This window comes from Methylobacterium sp. 391_Methyba4 (genome assembly GCF_029691625.1).
GTDB lineage: Bacteria > Pseudomonadota > Alphaproteobacteria > Rhizobiales > Beijerinckiaceae > Methylobacterium > Methylobacterium fujisawaense.
In genome coordinates, this window is sequence record NZ_CP121475.1 from 5054506 (window position 1) to 5079110 (window position 24605).

At 70.8% G+C, this 24605-nt stretch carries 22 protein-coding genes and 1 riboswitch; of the genes, 7 read left to right on the forward strand and 15 right to left on the reverse strand.

Annotation, left to right across the window (positions count from 1 at the left end; all coding sequences use genetic code 11):
- Positions 1 to 142: 142 nt before the first annotated feature.
- The 7 genes from P9K36_RS23895 to P9K36_RS23925 all read right to left on the reverse strand — a co-directional run bounded on the left by P9K36_RS23895 (position 143) and on the right by P9K36_RS23925 (position 8850).
- Positions 143 to 3316, reverse strand: coding sequence for a multidrug efflux RND transporter permease subunit (locus P9K36_RS23895; RefSeq protein WP_053609600.1), 3174 nt, complete (start codon positions 3314 to 3316; stop codon positions 143 to 145).
- Between the two features lie 147 nt (positions 3317 to 3463).
- The gene (locus P9K36_RS23900; RefSeq protein ID WP_051976111.1) at positions 3464 to 4642 is read right to left on the reverse strand and encodes an efflux RND transporter periplasmic adaptor subunit; all 1179 of its coding nucleotides are present in this window, start codon (positions 4640 to 4642) and stop codon (positions 3464 to 3466) included.
- Between the two features lie 57 nt (positions 4643 to 4699).
- The gene (locus P9K36_RS23905) at positions 4700 to 5017 is read right to left on the reverse strand and encodes a hypothetical protein (protein WP_236952735.1); all 318 of its coding nucleotides are present in this window, start codon (positions 5015 to 5017) and stop codon (positions 4700 to 4702) included.
- A gap of 536 nt (positions 5018 to 5553) precedes the next feature.
- Entirely contained in the window at positions 5554 to 6723 is a 1170-nt protein-coding gene (locus P9K36_RS23910) for an MFS transporter (protein WP_053609601.1), read from the reverse strand.
- A 7-nt stretch (positions 6724 to 6730) separates the two neighbouring features.
- Positions 6731 to 8026 (reverse strand): arsenic transporter, encoded by a 1296-nt coding sequence (locus tag P9K36_RS23915; protein ID WP_043384014.1) that lies wholly within the window; start codon positions 8024 to 8026, stop codon positions 6731 to 6733.
- A gap of 34 nt (positions 8027 to 8060) precedes the next feature.
- The gene (arsC, locus tag P9K36_RS23920; RefSeq protein WP_043353683.1) at positions 8061 to 8498 is read right to left on the reverse strand and encodes an arsenate reductase (glutaredoxin); all 438 of its coding nucleotides are present in this window, start codon (positions 8496 to 8498) and stop codon (positions 8061 to 8063) included.
- Positions 8491 to 8850 carry a metalloregulator ArsR/SmtB family transcription factor gene (locus P9K36_RS23925; protein ID WP_043353685.1) on the reverse strand — a complete coding sequence of 120 codons (360 nt, stop codon included), beginning with the start codon at positions 8848 to 8850 and terminating at the stop codon, positions 8491 to 8493. Before P9K36_RS23925 ends, arsC begins: the two co-directional genes overlap by 8 nt.
- A gap of 50 nt (positions 8851 to 8900) precedes the next feature.
- On the opposite strand from P9K36_RS23925, the gene arsH reads away from it, so the two are divergent.
- Positions 8901 to 9647, forward strand: coding sequence for an arsenical resistance protein ArsH (arsH, locus tag P9K36_RS23930; RefSeq protein WP_043353686.1), 747 nt, complete (start codon positions 8901 to 8903; stop codon positions 9645 to 9647).
- A gap of 230 nt (positions 9648 to 9877) precedes the next feature.
- Positions 9878 to 9950: riboswitch (Fluoride riboswitch) on the forward strand.
- 41 nt (positions 9951 to 9991) lie between these two features.
- Positions 9992 to 11413 (forward strand): voltage-gated chloride channel family protein, encoded by a 1422-nt coding sequence (locus P9K36_RS23935; protein ID WP_278306095.1) that lies wholly within the window; start codon positions 9992 to 9994, stop codon positions 11411 to 11413.
- A gap of 322 nt (positions 11414 to 11735) precedes the next feature.
- Here P9K36_RS23935 and P9K36_RS23940 read toward each other — a convergent pair whose 3' ends face one another.
- The 4 genes from P9K36_RS23940 to P9K36_RS23955 all read right to left on the reverse strand — a co-directional run bounded on the left by P9K36_RS23940 (position 11736) and on the right by P9K36_RS23955 (position 15803).
- Positions 11736 to 13427, reverse strand: a complete 1692-nt coding sequence (locus P9K36_RS23940) for a HAMP domain-containing methyl-accepting chemotaxis protein (RefSeq protein WP_278306096.1) — start codon at positions 13425 to 13427, stop codon at positions 11736 to 11738.
- A 139-nt stretch (positions 13428 to 13566) separates the two neighbouring features.
- Positions 13567 to 14544: a sigma-70 family RNA polymerase sigma factor gene (locus P9K36_RS23945; RefSeq protein WP_274926649.1), complete on the reverse strand. Its 978-nt coding sequence runs from the start codon at positions 14542 to 14544 to the stop codon at positions 13567 to 13569.
- Between the two features lie 61 nt (positions 14545 to 14605).
- On the reverse strand, positions 14606 to 15022 hold the full coding sequence (locus tag P9K36_RS23950) for a cupin domain-containing protein (protein WP_043384020.1): 417 nt from the start codon (positions 15020 to 15022) through the stop codon (positions 14606 to 14608).
- A gap of 31 nt (positions 15023 to 15053) precedes the next feature.
- Positions 15054 to 15803, reverse strand: coding sequence for an NAD(P)H-binding protein (locus P9K36_RS23955; protein WP_182592716.1), 750 nt, complete (start codon positions 15801 to 15803; stop codon positions 15054 to 15056).
- A 630-nt stretch (positions 15804 to 16433) separates the two neighbouring features.
- Here P9K36_RS23955 and P9K36_RS23960 point away from each other — a divergent pair.
- From P9K36_RS23960 to P9K36_RS23975, 4 genes are all read left to right on the forward strand, one after another.
- Positions 16434 to 16763: a CsbD family protein gene (locus tag P9K36_RS23960; protein ID WP_075382010.1), complete on the forward strand. Its 330-nt coding sequence runs from the start codon at positions 16434 to 16436 to the stop codon at positions 16761 to 16763.
- Positions 16764 to 17077: 314 nt separating this feature from the next.
- Positions 17078 to 17551 (forward strand): VOC family protein, encoded by a 474-nt coding sequence (locus P9K36_RS23965; RefSeq protein ID WP_043384134.1) that lies wholly within the window; start codon positions 17078 to 17080, stop codon positions 17549 to 17551.
- 28 nt (positions 17552 to 17579) lie between these two features.
- Positions 17580 to 18404 (forward strand): hydratase, encoded by an 825-nt coding sequence (locus P9K36_RS23970; RefSeq protein WP_043384026.1) that lies wholly within the window; start codon positions 17580 to 17582, stop codon positions 18402 to 18404.
- Positions 18405 to 18506: 102 nt separating this feature from the next.
- The gene (locus P9K36_RS23975) at positions 18507 to 18743 is read left to right on the forward strand and encodes a hypothetical protein (RefSeq protein ID WP_043353327.1); all 237 of its coding nucleotides are present in this window, start codon (positions 18507 to 18509) and stop codon (positions 18741 to 18743) included.
- Between the two features lie 16 nt (positions 18744 to 18759).
- On the opposite strand, the gene P9K36_RS23980 is transcribed toward P9K36_RS23975, so the two are convergent.
- A complete protein-coding gene (locus P9K36_RS23980) occupies positions 18760 to 19473 on the reverse strand; it encodes a response regulator (protein WP_107088733.1) in 714 nt (237 codons plus the stop codon).
- A complete protein-coding gene (locus P9K36_RS23985; RefSeq protein ID WP_043353328.1) occupies positions 19464 to 20018 on the reverse strand; it encodes a MarR family transcriptional regulator in 555 nt (184 codons plus the stop codon). The genes P9K36_RS23980 and P9K36_RS23985 overlap by 10 nt, the downstream gene beginning before the upstream one ends.
- A gap of 179 nt (positions 20019 to 20197) precedes the next feature.
- On the opposite strand from P9K36_RS23985, the gene P9K36_RS23990 reads away from it, so the two are divergent.
- The gene (locus tag P9K36_RS23990; RefSeq protein ID WP_043353330.1) at positions 20198 to 21565 is read left to right on the forward strand and encodes an 8-oxoguanine deaminase; all 1368 of its coding nucleotides are present in this window, start codon (positions 20198 to 20200) and stop codon (positions 21563 to 21565) included.
- Positions 21566 to 21598: 33 nt separating this feature from the next.
- Here the strand turns inward: P9K36_RS23990 and P9K36_RS23995 are convergent, their stop codons facing one another.
- Both P9K36_RS23995 and P9K36_RS24000 read right to left on the reverse strand, forming a co-directional pair.
- A complete protein-coding gene (locus P9K36_RS23995; protein ID WP_278306097.1) occupies positions 21599 to 23272 on the reverse strand; it encodes a formate--tetrahydrofolate ligase in 1674 nt (557 codons plus the stop codon).
- Positions 23273 to 23530: 258 nt separating this feature from the next.
- Positions 23531 to 24490 (reverse strand): OmpA family protein, encoded by a 960-nt coding sequence (locus P9K36_RS24000; protein ID WP_278306098.1) that lies wholly within the window; start codon positions 24488 to 24490, stop codon positions 23531 to 23533.
- Positions 24491 to 24605 lie beyond the last annotated feature (115 nt).

Genomic DNA, 24605 nt, shown 5'->3' on the forward strand with positions numbered 1-24605 from the left:
CCCCGGTGTCGCGGTACGCTCGACCGCCCTGTTGCGGGGGACGCGCCAGGAGCCGAAATCCTCGCGGCGGCGTCAGGCTGGACCCGCCACGCCGCCCCCCGGGACCCGACGCAATCCGGGATGCGCGCCCTCCGTCACGGTGTCAGACCCTCTCGGGGGCCGAGGATGCGGTCCCGGTCGGCACAGGCTGCCGCCCCTGCGCGCGCCGCTCCTCGACGCGCTGCAGGATGACGTAGAAGCACGGCACGAACAGCACCGCCAGGCAGGTCGAGGCCAGCATCCCGCTGAAGACCGTGATGCCGATCGACTTGCGCGCGGCAGCGCCGGCCCCGGAGGCGGTGACGAGGGGCAGGACGCCGAGGATGAAGGCGAACGAGGTCATCAGGATCGGGCGGAAGCGCAGCCGCGACGCCTCCACGGCCGCGGCCGCGATGTCGAGACCGGCCTGCCGCTTCTCGCGGGCGACCTCGACGATCAGGATGGCGTTCTTGCTCGCCAGCGCGATCAGCAGGATCAGGCCGATCTGCGTGTAGAGGTTGTTGGCGACGCCGAGCAGCAGCAGCGCCCCGACCGTGCCCAGGAGCGCCAGCGGCACCCCGAGCAGGACCGCCAGCGGCAGGATCCAGCTCTCGTACTGGCCGGCCAGGACCAGGTAGACGAGGAGGATGGCGAGCCCGAACACGAGGTAGATCTGCGCGCCGACCGCCTTCTCCTGGTACGACATCGCCGTCCAGTCATAGCCGGTGCCCGGCGGCAGCACCTTGGCGGCGATCTGCTGCATCAGGTCCAGCGCCTGCCCGGAGCTGAAGCCCGGCGCCGCCCCGCCCACGATCGTGGCGGTCGGGTAGAGGTTGTAGAGGCTGATCAGGGACGGGCCCTGCACGGTCTTGATCTCCACGATGGTGCCGAGCGGCACCATCGCCCCGTTGCCGGCGCGCACCTTCAGGTTCTCGACGTCCTCGGGGCGGAGCCGGTAATCGGGCGCGGCCTGCACGTAGACCTGGAAGGTCCGGCCGAACTTGTTGAACTGCGTGACGTAGGACGACCCCACGTAGCTCGAGAGCGTCGAGAAGACCTGCCCGACCGTGACGCCGAGCGCCTCGGCCTTGATCCGGTCCACCGCGATCGCGATCTGCGGCACGCCGGCCCGGAACGAGGTGTTGAGCTTCCGCAAGCCCGATTGCGCGTTCCCGTCGGCGACGATCGTCCGGGCGAGGCTCTCCAGCAGGGGGTAATCGAAGTCGCCGTTGCGCAGCTCCACCTGCATGGTGAAGCCGCTGGCATTGCCGATGCCCTGGATCGGCGGCGGGATGAGCACGAAGGTCGCGGCGTCCTCGACGCCCTCCAGCATCGTGTTGAAGCGGTCGTAGAGGCTGCGCAGATCCTGGCCCTTCTCCCTGGCCCGGGCGTCCCAGTCCTTGAGGACGACGTAGGCGACACCGGCATTGGGCAGGGTGGCGTTGGAATCGAGGACCGAGATGCCGCTGATGGTGAGCACGTTGTCGACGCCGGCCGTCGCCTTCGCCTGCGCGCTGATGCGCTGCATCACCGCGTCGGTGCGCTCCTTCGAGGCCCCGTCGGGCAGCTGGGCCCCGATCAGCACGTAGCCCTGATCCTCCGTGGGCAGGAAGGCGGTGGGCAGGCGGGTCAATCCCCATCCGGCCAGGCCGATCAGCAGGAGCGCGAGGACGGCCATGAGGCCGCTGCGCCGGACCATGTGGGCGATCAGCCGGGCGTACCAGCCCTCGACGACCCCGTAGACGCGGTTGAAGCCGCGGTAGAACAGGTTCCGCTTCTCCGGCGGCACCGGCTTGCGCAACCACAGGGCGCATTGGGTCGGCTTCAGCGTGGCGGCGTTGATCGCGCTGATCAGCGCGGTGGCGGCGATCACCAGGGCGAACTGCTTGTAGAGCTGCCCGGTCAGGCCGGGGAGGAACGCGGCCGGCACGAAGACCGACATGAGCACCAGGGTGATGCCGATGATCGGGCCGAACAGCTCCTCCATCGCCTTCTCGGCCGCCGCCCGGGGCGAGAGGCCCTCGTCGATATGGTGGGCCACGCCCTCGACGATCACGATGGCGTCGTCCACCACGATGCCGATCGCCAGCACGATGGCGAACAGCGTCGAGAGGTTCACGCTGAAGCCCATCGCCGCCATGGCGGCGAAGGCGCCGATGATGGTCACCGGCACCGTCGTCGCCGGCACCAGCATGGCCCGCCAGTCCTGGACGAAGACCAGGATGACGATCAGGACCAGCACGGCGGCCTCGAACAGCGTCCTGTAGACCTCGTGGATCGAGGCCTGGACGAACGCGGTCGTGTCGAACGGGATGGCGTAGACGAGGCCCGGCGGGAAGGTCTTGGCGAGTTCGGCCATCCGGGTGCCGACGGCGTTCGCCACCGTGAGCGCGTTCGCCTCCGGCAGCTGGTAGATGCCGATGCCGGCGGCGGCCTGACCGTTCAGGGTGAAGGACTGGCTGTAGGTCTGCGCGCCGAGTTCGACCCGGCCGACGTCGCGCAGGCGGGTGATGCGGCCGCCGTCCTGCGCGTCCGCCTTGATGATGATGTTCTCGAAGTCCGGGGCGTCGTTCAGCCGACCGTTGATGTTGAGGGTGTACTGGAAATCCTGTCCGGTCGGCACCGGCGGCATCCCCAGGGCCCCGGCGGTGACCTCCTGGCTCTGCTGCTGCACGGTGTTGATGATGGCGTCGGGGGTGAGGCCCCGGGCCTGGAGCAGATCGGGGTCCAGCCAGATCCGCATCGCGTACTGGCCGGCGCCGAACACTGTGACGTTGCCGACGCCGGGGAGCCGGGCCAGCTCGTTCTGCACGTTGATCACGCCGTAATTCGACAGGAACAGGCTGTCGAACTTCCCGTCGGTGGCCGACAGCGTCACGAATTGCAGGATTGCGGTGGATTTCTTCTGGGTCGTGACGCCCTGGACCTGGACCGCCTGCGGCAGCGAGGACATCGCGATCGCGACGCGGTTCTGCACCAGCACCTGCGCCTGATCGCCGTCCGTCCCGATCGCGAAGGTGACCGTGAGGGTGTAGGTGCCGTCGCTCGCGCTGGTCGACTGCATGTAGAGCATGCCCTCGACGCCGTTGACCTGCTGCTCGATCGGCAGCGCCACCGTGTCGATCACCGTGCGGGCGCTCGCACCCGGATAGCGCGTGGTGACCTGGACCGTCGGCGGCACGACGTTGGGGTATTGCGACACGGGCAGGTTGAGGAGCGACACCGCGCCGACCAGCACCATGATCAGGGCCAGCACGTTGGCCAGGACCGGCCGCTCGATGAAGAAGCGCGAGATCATGCCGTTGGCCCTCGGTGCCGGCGTCTCAGGGGCGGTCCGCCGCATCGGCGGGCCGCGGATGGGCGGATGCCGGCCTCCGGTGACCGGGCGGATCGGTGCCCTGGACCATCGGTCTCGCGGGCTCGGCCGGGCGCACCGGCCGGTGTCTCACCGCTGAAGCGGCGCCGGGCTTGGGGAGGCCTCGGCCACCGCCGACTTCTGGGGTGCGACCTTGGCCCCGGGGATGGCTCGCTGGATGCCGTCCGTGACGACCCAGTCGCCGGGGGCGAGCCCCGCCTCGATCACCCGGTACCGCCCGTCCCGCGCCCCGAGCGTCACCACCCGCTGCGCGACCGTGTTGTCGGCCCCGACCGTGAGCACGTAGCTGCCCTGCTGGTTCGTCCCGATGGCGTCGTCGCGGACCAGCAGCGCCTTGTCGTCGCGGCCGACCGGGATCCGGACCCGCACGAACAGGCCCGGGAGGAGCGCGTGATCGCCGTTCTCGATGAGCGCCCGGGCCAGCAGGGTGCCGGTGGACGGATCGACCTGCGGCGCGAGGTAGTCGAGCCGGCCGGTATGCGGATAGCCGGTCTCGGTCTGCAGGCCGATCTCCACCGGTATCTTGGCCAGATCGCCCAGCGGCTGCTGCGTCGCGCGCAGGTGCTGCTTGACCAGCAGCACCTGCTGCTCGCTGACGTTGAAGTAGACGTAGAGCGGATCGATGCGGACGAGCTGCGCCAGCTTGGTCGGCCCGCTGATGCCGACGAGCGCCCCGACATCCGCCAGGTGGTTGGTGACCACGCCGTCGAAGGGCGCGGAGACCTGCGTGTAGCCGAGGTTGATGGTGGCGATGTCGAGGTTGGCCTGCGCCTCCATGACGGCGGCGCTGGCTTGGTCCTGCTTGGTCTTCGCGTCCTCGACCCGGGCCTGCGAGGCGAATTCCTGCCGCCCCAGCGTGGATTGGCGCTGATATTCGGACTGGGCGTTCGCCAGGGCGGCCTGCTGCGCCGCCAGGGCGCCCTGCGCCTGCTTGAGCTGCGCCTCGTAGGTGTTGCGCTGGATGGCGAAGAGCGGCGCGCCCGCCTTCACCACGGCGCCGTCCTTGTAGGTGATCGCCTCCAGAAAGCCCTGGACCCGCGCCTCGAGATCGACGGCCGCGAACGCCTTGGTGTTGCCGGTGAGTTCGAAGTAGCGCGTCACCGTGCGCACGACCGGCTGCGAGACCGAGACGCCGGGCGGCGGTGGCGGGACGTACTGGTTCGAATCGCGGCAACCGGCGGCGCATCCGGCGATGGCCGCGAGGGCGAGAAGACGGACGGATCCGGGAAGCTGCAGCACGATCGGCACGGCCGGCCCTCAACCTGAGATCGTTACGGATGGTCTTTGGCCTCGGTCCTGCCGCGGCTACTGACCATCCTCGGCCTTGGCTTCCCGGGCGAGGGTCAGGCATTCGAGCAGATCGACATAGCTGGGCAGGCCGTCGAGTTGCGCTTCCGCCGCGCAGCGTGTCCGGTCACCGGCCGGGTAGCTGGACCACTTTTTTTCGACCTCGGCCCGCGCCGACCCCTCATCCTCGAGGCAGAGCTTCTGCCGGCCGGCATCGAGGGTCATCTGCTGCGTCGCCGCCCGGCAGCTGCCGTGAACGTCGAAGACCGGCATCGTGTCCGAGACCGGCGTCGCCAACGCCAGCTCCATCAGCAGGGCAGGAACGGCAAACATCATGATCGACACACCCGCGCAGCGCGCCAACCGGACAACCCGGTCGATCCTGACTTTGGCGGCCCAACACAGATGCCCCGCCCTGCGACAATACAGGTTCGATGCGCAAACGGGCCCGATTCGGTCGCCTGTGATCTATCGATAGCACATTTCGCAGCTGAGCCATGGCCTCAAAAATTGTTATCAACCAAGGCGGACTACCGAATCCCGCGATCCCCCGTCAGATCGGGCACACGATGTATTTACGTCTTATTTAAACGTCCCAACCGATACGGGACAGCAACAGACCCAACGATACACCTGCATCACGGTATTTCGGCGCGCCCAGGATCGACGGCCCGCGATGATTCACCTGTGAAAGACGGGCGCCGCCAAGGCGAGGGGATCGGCCGATCTTGGACCCGGCGGAGTGGGACGATGGACCGAGCCCCGAACAGCCGAACATGCAGGGTTCGTCGCGGTCGCGCGATCCCCCCTCCCGTCGGCCGGCGGGACGGGGCCGGTGTCGCGATCCCCTGCCTGTCGGCTTGGCCGCCGTCTCACCGCTCCGCGCGGTGGAGATGCCACAGCGCGCCGACCAGCCCGAGATTGGCGAGGCTCAGGGCGAGCAAGAGCCACAACAGGGCCTCCGGGCTGGCCTGGGTCAGCACGAACGCGCCGGCCGGCGGGGCGAGCGCCTGCGCGACCAGCCCCGGCCGCGCCAGGCGGCCGACCACCAGCGGGTAGCGCACCGGACCGAACAGGGCCAAGGGCACCGTGCCCCGCGCGATCGAATAGATCCCGTTGCCGCCGCCGTAGAGCACCAGCCAGATCCCGACGCCCGGCAGCCTCAGGGCCAGCAGCACCAAACCCAGCGCCACCAGGCCCAGGGCGGCGGTGAGAGTCCAGAGCGGGTGATGCCGCCCTTCGAACGACATCTCCACGATGCGGGCGCCGACCTGCGCCGGGCCGATCAGCGCCGCGTAGGACACGGCGGACGCCAGCGCCACGCCCCGCGCCTGCAGCAGCGTCAGCAGATGCACCGACACCAGCGCCATGATCGCGCCGCCGAGGACCAGCACCCCGGCGAACAGCCGGAACGCCCGCCGCTCGGCGGCGGACAGAGGGCCGGTGCGCGCCGCGCGGTGCTCCGCCGCCGCCGCCGGCGGGTTCGGGATCAGCAGGAGCACCAGCGGCAGCGTGACCCCGAGATGCAGGCCGGCATAGGCGAGGCAGGCGCCCCGCCAGCCGACCTGCGCGACCAGGAACGCCGAGAGCGGCCAGCACACGGTGCTGGCGAACCCGCCCCACAGGGTCAGGGTGGTGATCGCCGGCCGTGCCGCCGCCCCGTAGAGGCGCCCGAGGGTGGCGAAGGCCGGATCGTACAGGCCGCAGCCCATGCCGAGCCCCAGCAGAAGCCAGCCGGCCAGGTAGACCGGCAGGACCGGCGCGGCGGCCAGCGTGATCAGGCCGGCCGCCAGCAGCAGCGCCGCCAGCGCCAGAACCGGACGGCCGCCGTGGCGGTGGATCGCCGCCCCGACATGCGGCGCGGCGAACGCGGCAACGAGGAGCCCGAGGGACAGACCGCCGACCACCCAGGCCAGCGGCCAGCCGGTGCTCTCCGCCACCGGGCCGGCGAGCACGGCGGGCAGGTAGAACGAGGACCCCCAGGCGAGGATCTCGATCACGCCGAGGGCGGAGATCACCGGCCAGCGCCTCCCCCCGGACACGCGCGGCCTACCGGGGACCGAGCAGCGGCAGCCAGGCCGCCAGCGCCAGCAGCGTGGCCAGCAGCACGGGCGGGGTGATGACCAGACCGACCTTCATGTACTGGCCCCAGGTGATCCTCTGGCCCTTGCTGTCCAGGACATGCAGCCAGAGCAGGGTGGCGAGGCTGCCGATCGGCGTGAACTTCGGCCCGAGGTCGCAGCCGATCACGTTGGCGTAGACCATCAGCTCGCGGGTCAGCGGCGACAGGTCCGGCGCCCGCTCGATCGCGAGCGCCCCGATCAGCACGCTCGGCATGTTGTTCATCAGCGACGACAGGATCGCGGCGGCAAAGCCGGTGCCGATGGTGGCGGCCCACGGGCCGTGGCCGGCGAGCCAGACCAGGCCCTTCGCCAGCGCGTCGGTCAGGCCGGCGTTCCGGAGGCCGTAGACCACGAGGTACATGCCGAGGCTGAACAGCACGATCTGCCAGGGGGCGCCGGTCAGCACCTTGCGGATCGGGATGATCCCGCCCCGGTTGGCGAGCAGCAGGAGCACCGCCGCGCCGGCGCAGGTGACGGCCGACACCGGCACCCCGAACGGCGCGGTGACGAAGTAGGCGGCGAGCAGCACGCCGAGCAGCGGGAACGCCGCCCGGAACACCAGCGGATCGCGGATCGCGTCGGCCGGGCGTTCGAGGGCATCGACCGGGTAGGCTTCCGGCACGTCGCGCCGGAAATAGGCCCACAGCACCAGCAGCGTCGCCGCCAGGGACACCAAGTTCACCGGCACCATCACGGCGGCGTACCGGCCGAAGGTCACGGCGAAGAAGTTGGCGGAGACGATGTTGACCAGGTTGGAGATCACCAGCGGCAGGGAGGTGCTGTCCGCCACGAACCCGCAGGCGACGATGAACGCCAGGGCCGCCGCCGGCTTGAAATCGAGCCGGAGCAGGATCGCCAGCACGATCGGCGTCAGCAGCAGCGCCGCGCCGTCGTTGGCGAACACCGCCGCGATGGCCGCGCCGAGGAGCACGACCAGCGGGAACAGCCGCCGGCCCCGGCCGCCGCCCCAGCGGGCGATGTGCAGGGCCGCCCAATGGAAGAACCCGGCCTCATCGAGCAGCAGGGAGAGGATGATGAGCGCCACGAAGGTGAACGTGGCGTCCCAGACGACATGCCAGACCACCGGAATGTCGCCCGGATGGATCACGCCCGCGGCGAGAGCGACCCCCGCGCCGGCCAGTGCGCTCCATCCGATCCCGAGGCCCCTGGGCTGCCAGATGACGAACACGAGGGTGGCAAGAAAAATGGCGAGCGCGAGCATCCGGGCGTTTTCGTCTTATGGATCGGTGTGAGGCTCAGGCCGTGGCGACGCGGCGGCCGTGCTCGTCCACGACCCGCTCACCGTCTTCCTTGACGAACTCGCCCTGCTGCACCGGCAGAAGATCGAGCACGGCTTCCGACGGTCGGCACAGGCGCACGCCCTTGGGCGTGACCACCAGCGGGCGGTTGAGGAGGATCGGGTGCGCCGCGATGGCGTCCAGGAGCTGCGCATCCGTCAGCGCGGGATCGCCGAGGTTCAGCTCCGCGAACGGCGTGCCGCTCTCCCGCAGCACCGCACGCACCGACAGACCGGCGCGGGCCAGGAGCTGCACCAGCAGCGCCCGCGCGGGCGGGGTTTTGAGGTACTCGATCACGTGCGGCTCGATGCCGGCGTTGCGGATCATCGCGAGGGTGTTGCGGGACGTGCCGCATTCGGGGTTGTGGTAGATCACGACGTCGAACGGCTCAGGCATGGGCGGTCTCTCCAAGGGCGGGGCAGCAGGGTGCCAGGGCGGCCATCGCCGGGGTGCAGACCTCCGGGCGGCCCTGGCAGCAATCTTTCATCAGGAAGGCGATCAGGCCGGACAGCGCCGGGTAGGCGGCGCTGTAGATGATCGAGCGGCCCGCGCGCCGCGATGCGACCAGGCCCGCGTGGCTCAGTTCCTTGAGATGATGGGACACGGTGGCGGCGGAGACGCCCACCGCCTCAGCCAGCACGCCGGAGGCCAGCCCGTCCGGGCCGGCGGTCACGAGCACCCGCACCAGGCGCAGACGGTGCTCCTGGGCGAGGGCCGCGAAGGCGGCGAGGGCTTGCGGCTCGTCCATATTCGTTACAATCTTCAAATCACTCTTTGAACGTACAAGAAAGCTGAACCTTGGACAAGCCGCGCCAGCCTTTCACCGATGGCCTGCCGAACCTGAGCGCCGCGCATTTCGTGGTGCCGACCCGCGCGCGCCTGGAGGCGGTCAAGCCGCTCACCCACGCCCCCCGGTTCCTGATCCTCTACGGCTCCCTGCGGGAGCGCTCGTTCAGCCGCTTCCTCGCCTACGAGGCCGCCCGGCTCCTGGAAGCCATGGGCGGCGAGGTGCGGATCTACGACGCGCACGGCCTGCCCCTGCCCGACGACACGACCGCCGATCATCCGAAGGTGCAGGAGCTGCGCGACCTCTCGATCTGGTCCGAGGGCCAAGTGTGGGTGTCGCCGGAGCGGCACGGCACGCTGACCGGCGTGATGAAAAGCCAGATCGACTGGCTGCCGCTCTCCGAAGGCAGCGTGCGGCCGACCCAGGGCCGCACGCTGGCCGTGATGCAGGTGTCCGGCGGCTCGCAGAGCTTCAACGCCGTGAACAGCCTGCGGATTCTCGGCCGCTGGATGCGGATGATCACGATCCCGAACCAGTCGTCGGTCCCGATGGCCTACAAGGAGTTCGACGAGGCCGGCCGGATGAAGCCGGGGCCGCTCTACGAGCGCGTCGTGGACGTGTGCGAGGAGCTCATGAAGTTCACGCTGCTGACCCGGGAGCGGGCCGACGACCTCGTCGACCGCTACAGCGAGCGGAAGGAGCGCGCGCCGGAGCGGCTGAGCGCCGTGGCCGCCGACATCGGCTTTGTGAAGCGCTGAGACACACCGCCGCCGATGCGACCGTCCACGCGGGCGCCGTCGTGATCGCGGCGGCCACCGGCCGCCCGTGGGGCAGGTCTGTGCGGGTCCCGGCGCCCCGAGGGTCGACCGGATCCGCTGTCGCCGCGTCCACCCTCGGGGGAGCGACGGGTTCGCCCCCCGCACGCCGCAGGCCTGCACGAAGGACCTTGACGAAGGGCCTTGACGCGGTTCGGAGGGGTCCCGTATCTCTCGAGGACGGCAATGGTGTCTGCCGGGCCATCAAGGCCGAACCGCCGTCAGGCTGATGACTCCTACTTCTTGCGATCCCGCAAAGTCTTGCGGCGTCGCATCAAGGGGATGTCATGCGCGCAACCTTCCGAAATCTGTTTACACGCTTCAACGTAGCGGCCTTTGTCCGCACGCGGCACGATCATGCCGTCTCGGTCGCGCGCTGGATCCTGGTTCTGCTGCCCATGGCCGCCGCCGTGGGCTCCCTGTGCGCGGCCTTCCTCTGGAGCCTCGATGCGGCCACCCGGGCGCGCTTCGCCTATCCCGGGCTGCTGTTTCTCCTGCCGCTCGGCGGCTTGGCTATCGGGCTGCTCTACCATCGCTTCGGCCAATCCGTGGAGGGCGGCAACAACCTCATCGTCGAGCAGATCCATGTGCCCGGGGGCGGCGTGCCCCTGCGCATGGCGCCGCTGATCTTCCTCGGCACGGTGGTCACGCATCTGTTCGGCGGATCGGCGGGCCGCGAAGGCACGGCCGTCCAACTGGGCGGCAGCCTCGCAAGCGCCTTCGGCAAGGCGGTCCGCCTGGATGCGCCGAGCTTCCGGATCATGCTGATGGCCGGGATCGCCGCGGGGTTCGGCGCCGTCTTCGGTACGCCACTGGCCGGCGCGGTCTTCGCGCTCGAGGTCCTCGCTGTCGGACGCGTCGAATATGCGGCCCTCGTGCCCTGCCTCGTCGCGGCCGTGGTCGGCGACTGGACCTGTCAGCTGTGGGGCATCGAACACGGGGTCTACCGTATCGACGACCACGCCGGAGCCGTCGGCACGCACATGGTCGAGCCGCTGCTCCTGGCCAAGGTCGCGGTGGCAGGCGTGGCCTTCGGACTGGCCGGCCTGGTGTTCGCCGAGGCGAACCACATGCTCGGCGGATGGTGCAAGCGGGTCATCGCCTTCGCGCCCCTCCGCCCCGTGGCGGGCGGCCTCGCGGTGATCGCCCTGGTCTACCTCTGTGGCACGCGGGATTATCTGGGACTGGGCGTCTGGTCGGCGGATCCGCACGGGCTGACCATCGCCCGCTTCTTCGGTCCGGAGGTGCATCCCTGGAGCTGGGCGCTCAAGATGCTGTTCACGGTCGTCACCCTGAGCGCCGGGTTCAAGGGCGGCGAGGTCACGCCGCTGTTCTTCATCGGCGCGGCCCTCGGCAACGCGCTGGCCGGGGTGCTGGGGGCGCCGGTGGATCTCCTGGCCGGCCTCGGGTTCGTCGCCGTGTTTGCCGGAGCGGCCAACACGCCGCTGGCCTGCACGCTGATGGGTATCGAGCTGTTCGGCGCCACGCACGGCGTCTACATCGCGACCGCCTGCTTCCTGGCCTACCTGTGCTCCGGGCACAGCGGCATCTACCTGTCCCAGCGCATCGCCGTCCCGAAGGTTTCCGTGGGCACTCTGCCGCCGGACGCCACCCTGCGCCATGCGCGTACGCACCGCGCGGCCCGGCTGACCGCGCCGGCCCCCGTGTCGGCCCCCGTGTCGGCCCCCGTGTCGGCCCCCGACAGATAGGTGCGCCCCAGGGCTTCGACGCGTCCGGTCGTCCCGGCCGGGATCGGGACGGTGCGGGCATCTCAATGACGTGCGCCGACAGGGCTCGACCACGCCAAGCCCGTCCCTGGGGGGCTCCAGGCCCCTCTGCCGGGAACGGGTCGTGCAGGCGAAGGCCGACGGCCTGCTCAAGGCCGTCGGCCGAGGACGCCCCGGTCTCAATGGGCGCCACACGCCCCCCGCAATCCGCGCCCTGCCCCTGCACCGCCGTCGGGCCGGCCCGCAAGCGGCGGAGCCGGCCCGCGCCGGGAGGGCGGACCGGGAGGATCCGGCCAGGGGCTCGTCAGGCGGCGCGGACGGTTGCGAGGAAGCGGGCGACCTCGGCACCGAGATGCTCGGACTGGCGCGAGAGTTCGGAGGCGGAGGCGAGCACCTGGCTGGCCGCGGCGCCGGTCTCCTCGGAGGCCTGCGCGACGCCCGCGATGGTGCCGGTCACCGCGGTGGTGCCGGTTGAGGCCTGCGCCACGTTGCGCACGATCTCCTGCGTCGCCGCCCCCTGCTGCTCCACCGCCGCGGCGATCGAGGTCGCCACGCCGTCGATCTCCCGGATCCGCCCGGTGATCCCGCCGATCGCCGTCACGGCCTGCCCGGTCACCTCCTGCACCGCGCCGATCTGCCGGGCGATCTCCTCGGTCGCCTTGGCGGTCTGCTCGGCCAGCGCCTTCACCTCGGCAGCCACCACCGCAAAGCCCCGCCCCGCGGCGCCGGCCCGCGCCGCCTCGATCGTGGCGTTGAGCGCCAGCAGGTTGGTCTGCCCGGCGATCCCGGAGATCATCCCGACCATGTCGCCGATCCGGGCGGCGGTCTGGCTGAGCGCCTGGACCAGGGCGGCGGTCTGGTCGGCCTCGCCCACCGCCGACTGCGCGAGCCGGGCCGAGCCGGTGACCTGCCGGCCGATCTCCTGCACCGACGAGCCCAGCTCCTCCGCGGCGGCGGCCACGGTCTGGACGTTGGCGGCGGCCTCTTCCGCGGCCGCCGCCACGGTGGTGGATTGCGAGGCCGTCTCCTGGGCGGTGGCGGTCATCTGCCGGGCGGTGGCCTGCAGCTCCGTGGCCGAGGACGAGACCATGCCGACGACGCCGCCGACCGACCGCTCGAACCCGTCGGCGAGTTCGATCATGGTGCGCCGGCGCGCCTGGGCCGCGGCCGCGTCGGCCAGCCGCTTGACCTCGGCCTCCTCGGCGGCCTTGCGGGCGACCAGGGCCTTGATCCCCTCCACCGCCCGGCCGACCGCGCCGATCTCGTCGCCCCGGCCAGCCTCCCGGATCTCCGCCTCGATCTCCCCTTGCGCCATGCGTCGCAGGACGACGACCAATCTGCCGAGCGGGCGCGTGATGCCGACGATCGTCACGAGGGCGGCCGCAGCGAGCCCGACCAGCAAGCCGAGCGCGCTGAACGACACCAGGGAGATGCGGGTGGCGTTGGTCTGCTCGGTCAGTTCGGCCGAGCCCTTCTCCATCGCGCCATCGATGTCGTTCCCGAGCTTCGAACTGCCCTGCACCAGGGCGACGAAGGTCGGGTCGATCGTACGATGGACCAGCGCGAGAGCCTCGGCGTTCCGGCCCGCCAGGCAGAGCTGGCGAACCTCGGAGACCTGCTGGACGAACTGATGGATACGGGCCGCCTGCTCGTCGATGCGCGCGCCGAAATCCGGCGCGAGTCGGCGCAGGTCGGCCAGAGCCTTTGTCAGGGTGGGGATGGCGTCGTCGAATCCAGTGTTGGCCACCTTCATCTGAGCTTCGTCTGTCTCAGCGAGGATGCGATACACCCAGTAATTCATCTCGAAGACGCTGCGATTCAGGCGACGCGCCGTTGCAACCGCCTTCGCATCGCGATCGATGAAAGAACTGTAGGCCTTATCGATCTGGCCGATCCGCGCCTGCGCAAACCAAATACAGCCACCGATCACTCCACCGATAAGCACGATGACCGCTGACAGCTTTGTCAATATTTTAGCGTTGGAGAGCAAGGACATGGTTCCACCTGTGTGCATCAGGCGAAACGTCAACGAACACGATTAAATTTCGGTTCAAGTTTCCGTGATGCGGAGAGAGCCAGCGCGATTCCGGGGGCCTCGGGGCCGGGCCGATGCGCGGCCGCTCTCGGCGATGCGGTCAAGGAACCGCCCCTCCCGGGCGCCGCTCCGCGGATTCGCGCGGTTGCGGCTCCGCATGCGGCCCGGTGCCGGCTGCGCCCGCCACAGGGGGCAGGACCTGACGGAGCACATGGCGGAGCTTGTCGGGGTTGCGGGTGATGTAGAGGGCGGTGATCCGACCGTTCTCGATGGCGAGCGCGGTCGTCTGGAGGAGATCGCCGCGTTCCCGGCTGATGTATCCCGGCAATCCGTCGATCCAGACCGGCGCGACCATCGCGGCCCGCTCGGGCCCCCATTTGCGCCGGACGCCCGCGAAGAGACGGAGCAGGCGCTCCGACCCGACGATGGGGTTGGGAAAGGCCAGGACCTTGCCGCCGCCGTCCGAGCAGAGCACCACGTCCTCCGCGAGCAGCGTGCGCAGGGTCGCGATGTCCCCGCTGGCGGAGGCCGCGAAGAAGGCGTGGGCGATCCGCTCGCCCTCCTCCCGCGCCACGGGAAAGCGCGGCCGTGCGGACTGCACGTTCCGGCGGGCGCGCACCGCGAGCTGACGCACGGCGGCCGCCTCCCGATCAAGCGTGTCCGCCACCTCGCCGAGCGGGATGCCGAACACGTCGTGGAGCAGGAAGGCTGCGCGCTCGAGGGGCGAGAGGCGTTCCAGCGCCATCATCAGCGTCAGCGTGAGATCGTCCTCGTCCACGCCGTCCTCCCCCGTCTCGACCAGGGGCTCCGGCAGCCAGGCGCCGACATAGGTCTCCCGGCGGGCGCGGGCCGACTTCATCTGGTCGAGGCAGAGCCGGGTCACGATGCGGGCCAGAAACGGATACGGGGCCGCGACCGCGCCCCGATCCGCCGCGATCCAGCGCAGCCACGTGTCCTGCACCATGTCCTCGGCCTCGCTGCGGGAGCCGAGCATGCGGTAGGCGATGCGCAGGAGGCGCGGACGATGGGCCTCGAAGGTGGCGGTCGCCGCGTCGGTCTGCGTGTCGGTCGGCGGCATGGGATCTGTCTGCGGAGCGATGGCGAGACCCGGGGATCCTCGCACGCGGCCGGAGGGAGTGTCACCGCCGGTCCGGCACGGTCAGGTCGCGGTCGTCCGTATCGACGACGAACACCGCGAGAAGGCGGGACGGCTCCGTGGCGCTGGCATTGGCGCTCACGGCGTGGTGGTCGCCCGGCTGCTCCACGAAGCTCTCGCCGACCCGGAAGATCTGCTCAGGCCCGTCGTTGATGCGGCTGCGGATCGCGCCCTCGATCACCGTCGCGGTGATGAAGGCGGAGCGCGCATGCCTGTGGGCGGGGGAGGACCCGCCCGGCCCGTATGCGACGAGGACGCCGCGCAGACTCTTGCCGGGGATGCCCGGCAGGGGGTGGTCGAAGATCGTCGTGACGCGGGCCTCGCCGGCCCGCAGCTCCGCCGCCCCGACCGGGAGCGCGAAGCCGGCCAGGCAAGCGGAGAGGATGAGTGCTTTGACCATGGGGGTTCGTCCAGCGTGGTGAGGGAGGCCGTCAGACGGTCGCGAGCCAGGTCGCGAAGCGCGTGGATCCGAGGCGCGCCGCGGCAGCGTCCTCGGGAACGAGCGAGCCCTTCTCCAGCGCGGCGCCGAAATACCGTGCGCCGCGGTCGGCCGACACCGCCCGGCGGTCGCCGGCGGCGGCGGCGCATCGGGCGACGAAGTCGCGGAAGGGCAGCCTGTCCGGTCCGGCGATCTCGATCGTCCGGCTGCGGGGCTCGTGGACGGCGACCTCCGCCAGCGCGGCCGCGACGTCGGCGGCGGCGATGGGCTGGAAATCGGCGTCGGGGACGACGATGCGATCGCCCACGACCGACGCCGCGGTGATCGTGGCGACGAACTCGAAGAACTGGGTTGCACGAACGATCGTGTAGGGCAGGCCGGACGCCACGATCAGCCGCTCCTGCGCAACCTTCGCCCGGAAGTATCCGTTCCCGTCCAGGCGATCCGTGCCGACGATCGAGAGGGCGACATGGTGCGTCACGCCGGCCCGACGCGCGGCGGCCAGGAGGTTGCGGCTCGACCGCTCGAAGAAATCGAGCACCGCCGCATCCTCGAAGGACGGTGCGTTCGCGACGTCGACCACGACCTCGGCGCCGACGAGAACCTCGGCGAGCCCCTCACCCGTCAGGGCGTCGACGCCCGTCCGCGGGGAGGCGGCGACGGCTTCGTGTCCCCTGCGGCCGAGTTCGGCGGTCAACTGCCTGCCGATCAACCCGCTCCCGCCGATCACAACCATCTTCATGACGCGCGTCTCCTGCGTGAACCGGGCGGCGCGGCGGGGTGCCGCTGAGGCGCTCGTTCGACGTCAAGACGAGGGGACGACGCGGGATGTGACATGCCGTCGGAGAAAAAGGCGATGCCGCGGCGTGGGACGCCGTCCATGGCCACGACCGGACGCCAGCCCCCCTCCGGGCTGAGCGTCACGGGGTCGATCCGGGCCTCCCCCATTAAGCCGACCCGGAGGGCGTTCCAGCGGACAGTCCTGGCCAGTCCCGTGACGGTCTCGCCGACCCCGTGTCGGCGCCGGCACAGATGCGCCCGCGGGCGACCGGACGGCCTCAGACGCCCTTCGCCGGCTCGGCGACGTCCGCGCCTCCGACCAAACCGCCGATCCGCACAGGGTCCCGATTGAAGGCGTCCGCGCCGGCGTCGCGTGCGGCTCAACCGATATCGCCTTCCGCGCGACCCCGAGGGGACAGCGCGCCATCCCGGAATGGCCAGGGTCCGTGGCGGAAGCCTGGACCCGCTGGACTGGACCGCTCGCCGGAACGCTTGGAGGAGGCCGCCGTTGCACCCGTCGCGAGAGGGTGGGCGTCTGGCTTGCGAGACCGCAGCCGATGCCAGCCCGAGACAGGATGTGAAGGGCAGCGCGATGATCGACACGGACAGGATCACGGGGGCCGCGCGCGCGTTCGGCGGCACGGTTCAGGGCTCGGTTGGCGACCTCGCCGGTTCGAACCGCCATGCGGTCGAGGGCCGGCTCCGCGAAGCGCAGGGCACCGCCGAGAACCTCTACGGTCAGGCTAAGGACGCGGTCCGGCACGCGGCCGACGAGATCTCGGACCACGCCGCGGAGGCCTATGACCGGAGCCGTGCCTACGCGTGGGAAGGTCACCAGACCTCCGTCGCCTGGCCCCACGCTTCCTTGCTCGTCGCCGGGCTCGCGGGCTTCGGTCTGGGCTTGCTCGTCAGCAAGCTCTGAGCCGCGACGCCCGCTCGCATCGACACCGTCGGCGGCGTGGTCCTAGCGGATCTCCCAGGCGGGGCCGCTCGCGGGCCCCGCGCGGTCGATCGCGGGGCGACGCAAATCCGTGCGGCCAACCCGACCGGCCGGTCCCGCGTGTCGGTCTTTGCCGGGTCGACATCTCATGGTTGTATGGGGGCATGCCGCGGCCCCTGTCGGCCGGCGGCGAGGCCCGCGCGTCGGCATGGCACGGGAACGGCAAGGGAGGCACCGCAATGGCCAGCGTGGTCGCCGAGGATCAGGACGCCCGGAACGCGCTCGGCGAGAGCGAAATTCCCAAGGCCACGATCTGCCTCTGGTACGACACGGAGGCCGAGGCGGCCGCCCGATTCTACGTCGCGACCTTTCCGGACAGCGCCATGGGCGCGGTTTATCGGGCACCGGCCGATTACCCGTCGGGCAAGGCGGGGGACGTGCTGACGGTGGCGTTCACGGTGGCCGGCATCCCGTGCATCGGCCTGAACGGCGGTCCCGCCTTCCGGCACAGCGAGGCCTTCTCGTTCCAGATCGCGACGGACGACCAGGCGGAGACGGACCGGCTCTGGACCGCCATCGTCGACAATGGCGGGCAGGAGAGCGCCTGCGGCTGGTGCAAGGATCGCTGGGGCATCGCGTGGCAGATCACGCCACGCGTGCTCACCGCCGCGCTGGCGGCCGGCGGCGCGGAGGCCCGGCGCGCGTTCACGGCCATGATGACCATGGGGAAGATCGACGTCGCCGCGATCGAGGCGGCCCGGCGCGGATGACGTCGCGTCGGCCTGGACCCTGTTGCCGATGACCGAGCCGATATCCGCCGCGGCCCACGCGCGCACCATCCTGGCCGCGCACGAGCATCGCCGCCCCATCGCACCGCTGACCGGCTGGGATCCGACCTTCGACCTGCCGGCGGCCTACCGGGTCGCCGAGGCGATCCGGAGCCTGCGGGCCGGGCGCGGCGAGCGGAATGTCGGCTACAAGATCGGCTTCACCAACACGACCCTGTGGGAGCGGTACGGCGTCCGGGCGCCGATCTGGGGGCATGTCTACGACACGACCCTGCGCGACCGGGCCGCCCTGGGCGGACCGGTGCCCCTCGCGGCCTTCGTCGAGCCCCGGATCGAGCCGGAGATCGTGTTCGGTCTGGCACGCGCGCCGGAACCCGGCATGGATGCCGAGGCGCTGATCGCCTGCCTCGACTGGGCCGCGAGCGGCTTCGAGATCGTGCAGTCGCTCTATCCGGGCTGGCGCTTCGCGGCGCCCGACACCGTGGCGGCCTTCGGGCTGCACGGGTTGCTGGTGGTGGGCGAGCGGGTGCCGGTTCCGGCGGCCGCGCGGCGCGGCTGGATCGGCGACCTCGCGGGCTTCACCGTCGACCTGCTGCGGGACGGCGCCGTCGCCGACCGGGGCGGCGGCCGCAGCGTCCTCGGGACGGGACCGCTCGCCGCCCTCGCGCACTTGGTCGATGCGCTGGCTAACGATCCGGTCGCCCCGCCGCTCGCAGCCGGCACGGTCGTCACAACCGGCACGCTGACAGACGCGCTTCCGGTCGCCTCCGGCCAGCACTGGAGCACGCGGCTCGACGGGCTGCGGCTTCCCGGCATCGACCTTGCCCTGATCTGAAAGACCCGGCACGGGTTATCGTGCCAGGATCGTGTCGTTTCCCGGGCCGGCTCCGGGACTCTGGCATTGGTGATGGTTAGCCGACATGCCAAATGCTGAGCCATGCCTGGACGCCTGCGGCGACGCCACACGACCTTCCTCGTCTCCGTCACCGTGCAGGGCTCCAGCCCGGCATCCGGCGCCACGGTCTACGCGGTGATGAAGCCCAGCGCCGCGGAGGCGCTGGAGGCCGTCCGCCCTCTGGTCGACCCGTCGGCCACCCTCGCCGTCGTGGGCAGCCTGTCCACCCGGATCGCCAAGGCCCTCAAGCTGAAGCGCGACGAGCCGCGGGTGGTCTGAGCCGCCCGGTTCCGGCTCAATCCACCGCGAGCCGGTAGCCGACGCCCCGCACGGTCTGCAGGAAGACCGGATTGGCGGGGTCGACCTCGGTCTTGCGGCGCAGGCGGTTGATCTGCACGTCGACGGTGCGCTCCGCCGCGGCCCCGCCCGGGCCGGCGAGCTGCTCGCGCTCGACATTGGCGCCGCCCGCCATCGCCAGGATCGTCAGGATCTCGCGCTCGCGCTCGGTGATGCGGATCAGCTCGTCGTCCCGGCGCAGCTCGCCCCGGTCGACCCGGAACGCGAACGGCCCGAAGGTCACCGCCTCGGCGGCCGCCGCGCGGGGCCGCACGCTGCGCTTGATGATGTTGTTGAGCCGCAGCGTCAGCTCCCGCGGCTCGAAGGGCTTGGGCAGGTAATCGTCCGCGCCGATCTCCAGCCCCATCACCCGGTCGTTCGGGTTGGAGCGGGCGGTGAGCATCAGGATCGGCACACGCGACGTCTCGCGCACGCTGCGGGCGTAGTCGAAGCCGTTCTCGCCGGGCATCATCACGTCGAGGACCATGGCGTCGAACACGACGCTCTGGGCCCGGGCCCGGGCCTCCGCGGCGCTCGCCGCGGCGGTGACCCGGAAGCCCTGGTCGGTGAGGTAACGGGCGAGCAATTCGCGCAGCCGGCGGTCGTCGTCGACCACGAGGACGTGGGGCGCCTCGTCGGGCAGGTCGGCCCGGGCGGCATTGCTCACGCGCACTCCTCCCCGGCGACGCGCCCGTCGCTCCCGCCCCCGCGCCGCGCCATCAGGCGCTGGACCGCCGGGCGGTCCTCCGGCTCGATCATCGCCATCAGGAAATCCTCCGGGGAGCCCCGGGCATCCGGCGCCGCGAGCGCCCGGGCGAGGCGGCGGGCCTGGACCCGCGTGAGGTCGGCCGCGAGACGGGCGCCGGCCTCGGTGCAGTAGAGGAGGCGCTGGCGCCGGTCGCTGGAACCGGGCTTCTGCGCGACGTAGCCCTGCCCGATCAGGTCCTTGAGCACCCGGTTCAGGCTCTGCTTGGTGATGCGCAGAATGTCGAGGAGTTCGGCGATGGTCAGGCCGGGATAGCGGTCGACGAAGTGCAGCACCCGGTGGTGGGCCCGGCCGAAGCCGTAGGCGGCCAGGATCCGGTCGGGATCGCCCACGAAATCCCGGTAGGCGAAGAACAGAAGCTCGATCAGGTCGTCGCTGCCGAGGGCGGCCGGCGCGGCGCCCGGGACGGGTTTCGCCGCGAAGATCGCCTCGCGCGGGGCTGTCCGTGTCACGGCGCGGCCGCTCCCAACGGGTGATAGGTCAGTCCCCATGACGTTTCTCAAGGCGGCCCGGGCCCGTCAACCCTGACCGGGCCGGCCGGGGCGCCAGCCGGCGGCGATCCTCAAGCGGGATTGCCGCCGGTCCGGCCCCTCCGCTACGCAGGATCCTCGATCGACGGGAGCGGACGGACATGGCCGAGGCAGCTGAACCGGGACCGGGACGCCTCTGGATCCGCGATCCGCGCGCCATCCTGGCCGAGGGCGCCGGGGGCGGGATCGTCGTGGCGGGCACCCGGATCGTCGAATGCGTGGCGGCGGGCGCGAAACCCGCCGCGCCCGTGGACGAGACCTTCGACGCCTCGCGCCACGTGGTCATCCCGGGGCTGATCAACACCCATCACCACGCCTTCCAGACGCTGACCCGCGCCCATCCGCTGGCGATCAACAAGCCGCTCTTTCCCTGGCTGAAGGCGCTCTACACGGTCTGGGGGCGGATCACCCCGGAGGCGTTCCGGCTCGCCACGCAGGTGGCCTTCACCGAGCTGCTGCTCTCGGGCTGCACCACGGCGGGCGACCATCACTACCTGTTCCCGAAGGGGCTGGAGGATTCGATGGACGTCCAGGTCGCGGAGGCCCGGGCCCTCGGGATCCGGGCCGCGATCACCCGCGGCTCCATGAGCCTGTCCGACCGGGAGGGCGGGCTGCCGCCCGAGAGCCTGACCCAGGACGACGACACGATTCTTTCGGATTGCGAGCGGGTGCTGAACCTGTTCCACGACCCCGCCCCCGGCGCGATGGTGCAGGTCGCGCTCGCCCCCTGCTCGCCCTTCGCGGTGACCCGGCGCCTGATGCGCGAGAGCGCGGCGCTCGCCGCCCGGCACGGGAGCCGGCTGCACACCCATCTCGGCGAGACGCTGGACGAGGACGCCTATTGCCAGCAGATGTTCGGTTGCCGGCCGGTGGAGTACCTCGAGGAGGTCGGCTGGCTGAACGATCGGGTCTGGCTCGCCCACGGCATCCACTTCACCGATGCCGAGGTCGCCCGGCTCGGCAAGGCCGGGGTCGGCGTCTGCCACTGCCCGACCTCGAACATGACCCTGGCCTCGGGCCGCTGCCGCACCTGCGAGCTGGAGGCGGCGGGCTCGCCGGTGGGCCTCGGTGTCGACGGCTCGGCCTCGAACGACAGCTCGAACCTGATGGAAGGCGTGCGCCACGCCCTGATGATCAACCGGCTCACCTACGGGGCGGAGGCCGTGACGCATCTCGACGCCCTGCGCTGGGCCACCGAAGGCTCGGCCGCCTGCCTCGGCCGCACCGATATCGGCCGGATCGAGCCGGGCCGGGAGGCGGACCTCGCCCTGTTCACCCTGGACGAGCTGCGCTTCTCCGGCGCCCACGACCCGCTGGCGGCTCTGGTCCTGTGCGGCGCCACCCGGGCCGACCGGGTGATGGTGGCGGGCCGCTGGCGGGTGATCGACGGCCAGCCGCTCGGGGTCGATACCGGGATGCTGCGCGAGGCGCATTCCCGGCTGGCGGTGGACCTGTTCGGAGCGGTGTAGAGGGCGAGCCCTGACCCGCCCCGCGCGTGATCCTCAGAACAGCCCGTCGATCTGCCCGTTGGCGTCCAGCCGGATCGTGTCGGCGGCGGGCACCCGGGGCAGGCCCGGCATGGTCATGATCTCCCCGCAGATCGCCACCACGAAGCCGGCGCCGGCCGAGAGCCGGACGTCGCGCACGCCCACGATGTGGCCCTCGGGGGCGCCCATCAGGGTCGGGTCGGTGGAGAACGAGTACTGGGTCTTGGCCATGCAGATCGGCAGGTGGCCGTAGCCGTCCTTCTCGAAGGTGGCGAGCTTGGCCTGAGCCTTCGTCTCGATCTGGATGTCGGCGGCCCCGTACAGCTTGGTGGCGATCGCCCGGATCTTGTCGGAGAGGCGGCTCTCCGTCTCGTAGGCGTGGCGGATCGGCGCCGGCTCGGCCTCGGAGAGCTTCACCACCGCGCGGGCCAGCTCCTCGGCCCCGGCCCCGCCCTCCGCCCAGTGGCGGCAGGTGATCGCCTCGACGTCGAGCCGCTCGCGGCACAGTTCCTTGAGCTTGGCGTGCTCGGCATCGGTGTCGGCGTAGAAGTGGTTGACGCCGACCACCACCGGCAGGCCGAAGCCGCGCAGGTTGGTCACGTGCCGGGCGAGGTTGGCGAAGCCCTTCTCCAGGGCGTCGATGTTCTCGGCCCCGAGGTTCTTCTTGTCGACGCCGCCATGCATCTTGAGGGCGCGGATGGTTGCCACCACCACCACGGCCGAGGGGGTCAGCCCCGCCTGCCGGCACTTGATGTCGAGGAACTTCTCGGCGCCGAGATCGGCGCCGAACCCGGCCTCCGTCACCGTGTAGTCGGCGAGCCGCAGGCCGGCCCTTGTAGCGATCACCGAGTTGCAGCCATGGGCGATGTTGGCGAAGGGGCCGCCATGGATCAGCGCCGGGTTGCCCTCGAGCGTCTGCACGAGGTTGGGCTGCAGGGCGTCCTTGAGCAGCACCGTCATGGCGCCGATGGCCTTCACGTCCTTGAGGGTGACGAGCTTGCGGTCGCGGGTCTCGGCGATGACGATCCGGCCGAGGCGCTCCTCCAGGTCGGCGAGGTCCTTGGCGAGGCAGAACACCGCCATCACCTCGGAGGCCACCGTGATGTCGAACCCGTCCTCTCGGGGGAAGCCGTTGGCGACGCCGCCGAGCGACTGGGTGATCTGGCGCAAAGCCCGGTCGTTCATGTCGACGACGCGGCGCCAGTGGATGCGGCGCACGTCGATGTTGAGCTCGTTCGCCCAGTAGACGTGGTTGTCGATCAGCGCGGCCGCGAGGCTGTGGGCCGACGTGATGGCGTGGAAGTCGCCGGTGAAGTGCAGGTTGATCTGCTCCATCGGCACGACCTGGGCCTTGCCGCCGCCGGCGGCGCCGCCCTTCATGCCGAAGCACGGCCCGAGCGACGGCTCGCGCAGGCAGATCATGGTCTTCTCGCCGATGCGGTTCAGGGCGTCGCCCAGGCCCACCGTGGTGGTGGTCTTGCCCTCGCCCGCGGGCGTCGGGGAGATCGCCGTGACCAGCACGAGCTTGCCGGGCTTCCGGCTCTCCAGCCCGGCGATGTAGCCGTGGTCGATCTTGGCGATGTGCTTGCCGTAATTGTGGAGCGCGTCATCCGGGATGCCGAGCTTCTCGGCGACCTGCGCGATCGGCTTCAGGGTCGCGGCGCGGGCGATCTCGATATCTGACGGCATGGGCCTTCCTCCCTGACTCGCGGGCGCGATGCCCGCCCGCCGGCTCTTGCCGTGCGAATCTCCTGCCGTGCGGGCTGCGGCTTGGCCGCCCGCGAACGGCTGCGCACTGTGCGTCAAAGCCCGGGAAAATGCGCGTCGATTTTTATGATATGGCGGACAAAATACTCTTGTCGCCCCCGACGTCCCCAGCTCCGACGCACGGAGCGGGTCCGGACCAGCGAGACGACCGGTCGATGCCTGCCATCGGCGCCTCGGCCCTCAGAACCTGACCAGTTCGACGCGCCGGTTCTTCGCCCGTCCCTCCGCGCTGTCGTTGGCGGCGACCGGGCTGGACGCCCCGAAGCCCCTGGCCTTCAGCCGATCCCTCGCGACGCCGGCGGCGACGAGCTTCGCCATGACCGCCTTGGCACGGCCGTCGGACAGGGCCTGGTTGTGCGCGGCGGCTCCGGTCTCGTCGGTATGGCCGTTGATCGCGAGCCGCAGGCCGGGATTCGTCCGCAGCAGGCCCGCCACCGCGTCGATCTGCGGGGCGGAGGCCGGCAGGATCTCGGTCCTGTCGGTGGCGAAGTTGACCTGGATCACCGCCTTTCCCGTCGTGTCGAGGTCCTGCTTCAGCTGCTCGGCGGGCAGGAGGGCGGCGGTCTGGAGAAACGGCTTGGTCTCCAGGATGGTCCAGGCCGCGTTGTTGCTGCCGGGCACGAAATGGACCCAGATCTGCCGGTCCGGCCGGCGGATTACCCAGGTCTGCACCGGCTCGTTGTAGACATTGCCCAGGCCCTCATACATCCCGATCCGGATGTCCTCGGGCAGCGTCTCCGTGAGGGTGGCGGGGATCCTGCTGTCGGCGATCTTCCGGCCGCCGGCCTGTGTCAGCACGGCCTCGATATTCTTCTTCAGCTCATAGGATGCGTAGGTCTTGCCGTCCTTGGTGCCGATGAGGGACAGGAAGACCTTGCCCTCGACCTCGTGGAGCGCCGTGCCGGTCCAGAACAGGAAATGCCCGAAAGCGCGGGTCTCGGGCGGGTTCAGCGGCTGGTAGCCGTCGGGGAGCGCGAAGTAGGGAAAGCCGCCGAGCGGCGCGTTCGAGACGGGGACGGCCTCCAGGATGGACGCAGCCGGCCCGGACACCTTGTCCTGCGCGCTCGCAGGATCGGCCGGGATTCCGGATGCCGCACAGGCGAGGGCCAGCAGGATCCAGACCGGCTTCAGCGCTTTCACGATCCACTCCGACAGGTTGCGGAGGCGCGAGCCTAGCGGGCCCGGATCGTCAGGCAATTAGGCCTCTTGAGCTACGGTCCCCAAGAGAATCCCGTTCGTCTTTGCGCTTTGCAGG

Coding starts and splice junctions, on each gene's coding strand:
- P9K36_RS23950 (WP_043384020.1), bottom strand. CDS start 15,022: ATGGTCAAAGCACTCATCCTCTCCGCTTGCCTGGCCGGCTTCGCGCTC.
- P9K36_RS23940 (WP_278306096.1), bottom strand. CDS start 13,427: ATGTCCTTGCTCTCCAACGCTAAAATATTGACAAAGCTGTCAGCGGTC.
- P9K36_RS23960 (WP_075382010.1), top strand. CDS start 16,434: ATGATCGACACGGACAGGATCACGGGGGCCGCGCGCGCGTTCGGCGGC.
- P9K36_RS23975 (WP_043353327.1), top strand. CDS start 18,507: ATGCCTGGACGCCTGCGGCGACGCCACACGACCTTCCTCGTCTCCGTC.
- P9K36_RS23935 (WP_278306095.1), top strand. CDS start 9,992: ATGCGCGCAACCTTCCGAAATCTGTTTACACGCTTCAACGTAGCGGCC.
- P9K36_RS23955 (WP_182592716.1), bottom strand. CDS start 15,803: ATGAAGATGGTTGTGATCGGCGGGAGCGGGTTGATCGGCAGGCAGTTG.
- P9K36_RS23925 (WP_043353685.1), bottom strand. CDS start 8,850: ATGGACGAGCCGCAAGCCCTCGCCGCCTTCGCGGCCCTCGCCCAGGAG.
- P9K36_RS23995 (WP_278306097.1), bottom strand. CDS start 23,272: ATGCCGTCAGATATCGAGATCGCCCGCGCCGCGACCCTGAAGCCGATC.
- P9K36_RS23915 (WP_043384014.1), bottom strand. CDS start 8,026: ATGCTCGCGCTCGCCATTTTTCTTGCCACCCTCGTGTTCGTCATCTGG.
- P9K36_RS23905 (WP_236952735.1), bottom strand. CDS start 5,017: ATGATGTTTGCCGTTCCTGCCCTGCTGATGGAGCTGGCGTTGGCGACG.
- P9K36_RS23895 (WP_053609600.1), bottom strand. CDS start 3,316: ATGATCTCGCGCTTCTTCATCGAGCGGCCGGTCCTGGCCAACGTGCTG.
- arsC (WP_043353683.1), bottom strand. CDS start 8,498: ATGCCTGAGCCGTTCGACGTCGTGATCTACCACAACCCCGAATGCGGC.
- P9K36_RS23990 (WP_043353330.1), top strand. CDS start 20,198: ATGGCCGAGGCAGCTGAACCGGGACCGGGACGCCTCTGGATCCGCGAT.
- P9K36_RS23970 (WP_043384026.1), top strand. CDS start 17,580: ATGACCGAGCCGATATCCGCCGCGGCCCACGCGCGCACCATCCTGGCC.
- P9K36_RS23945 (WP_274926649.1), bottom strand. CDS start 14,544: ATGCCGCCGACCGACACGCAGACCGACGCGGCGACCGCCACCTTCGAG.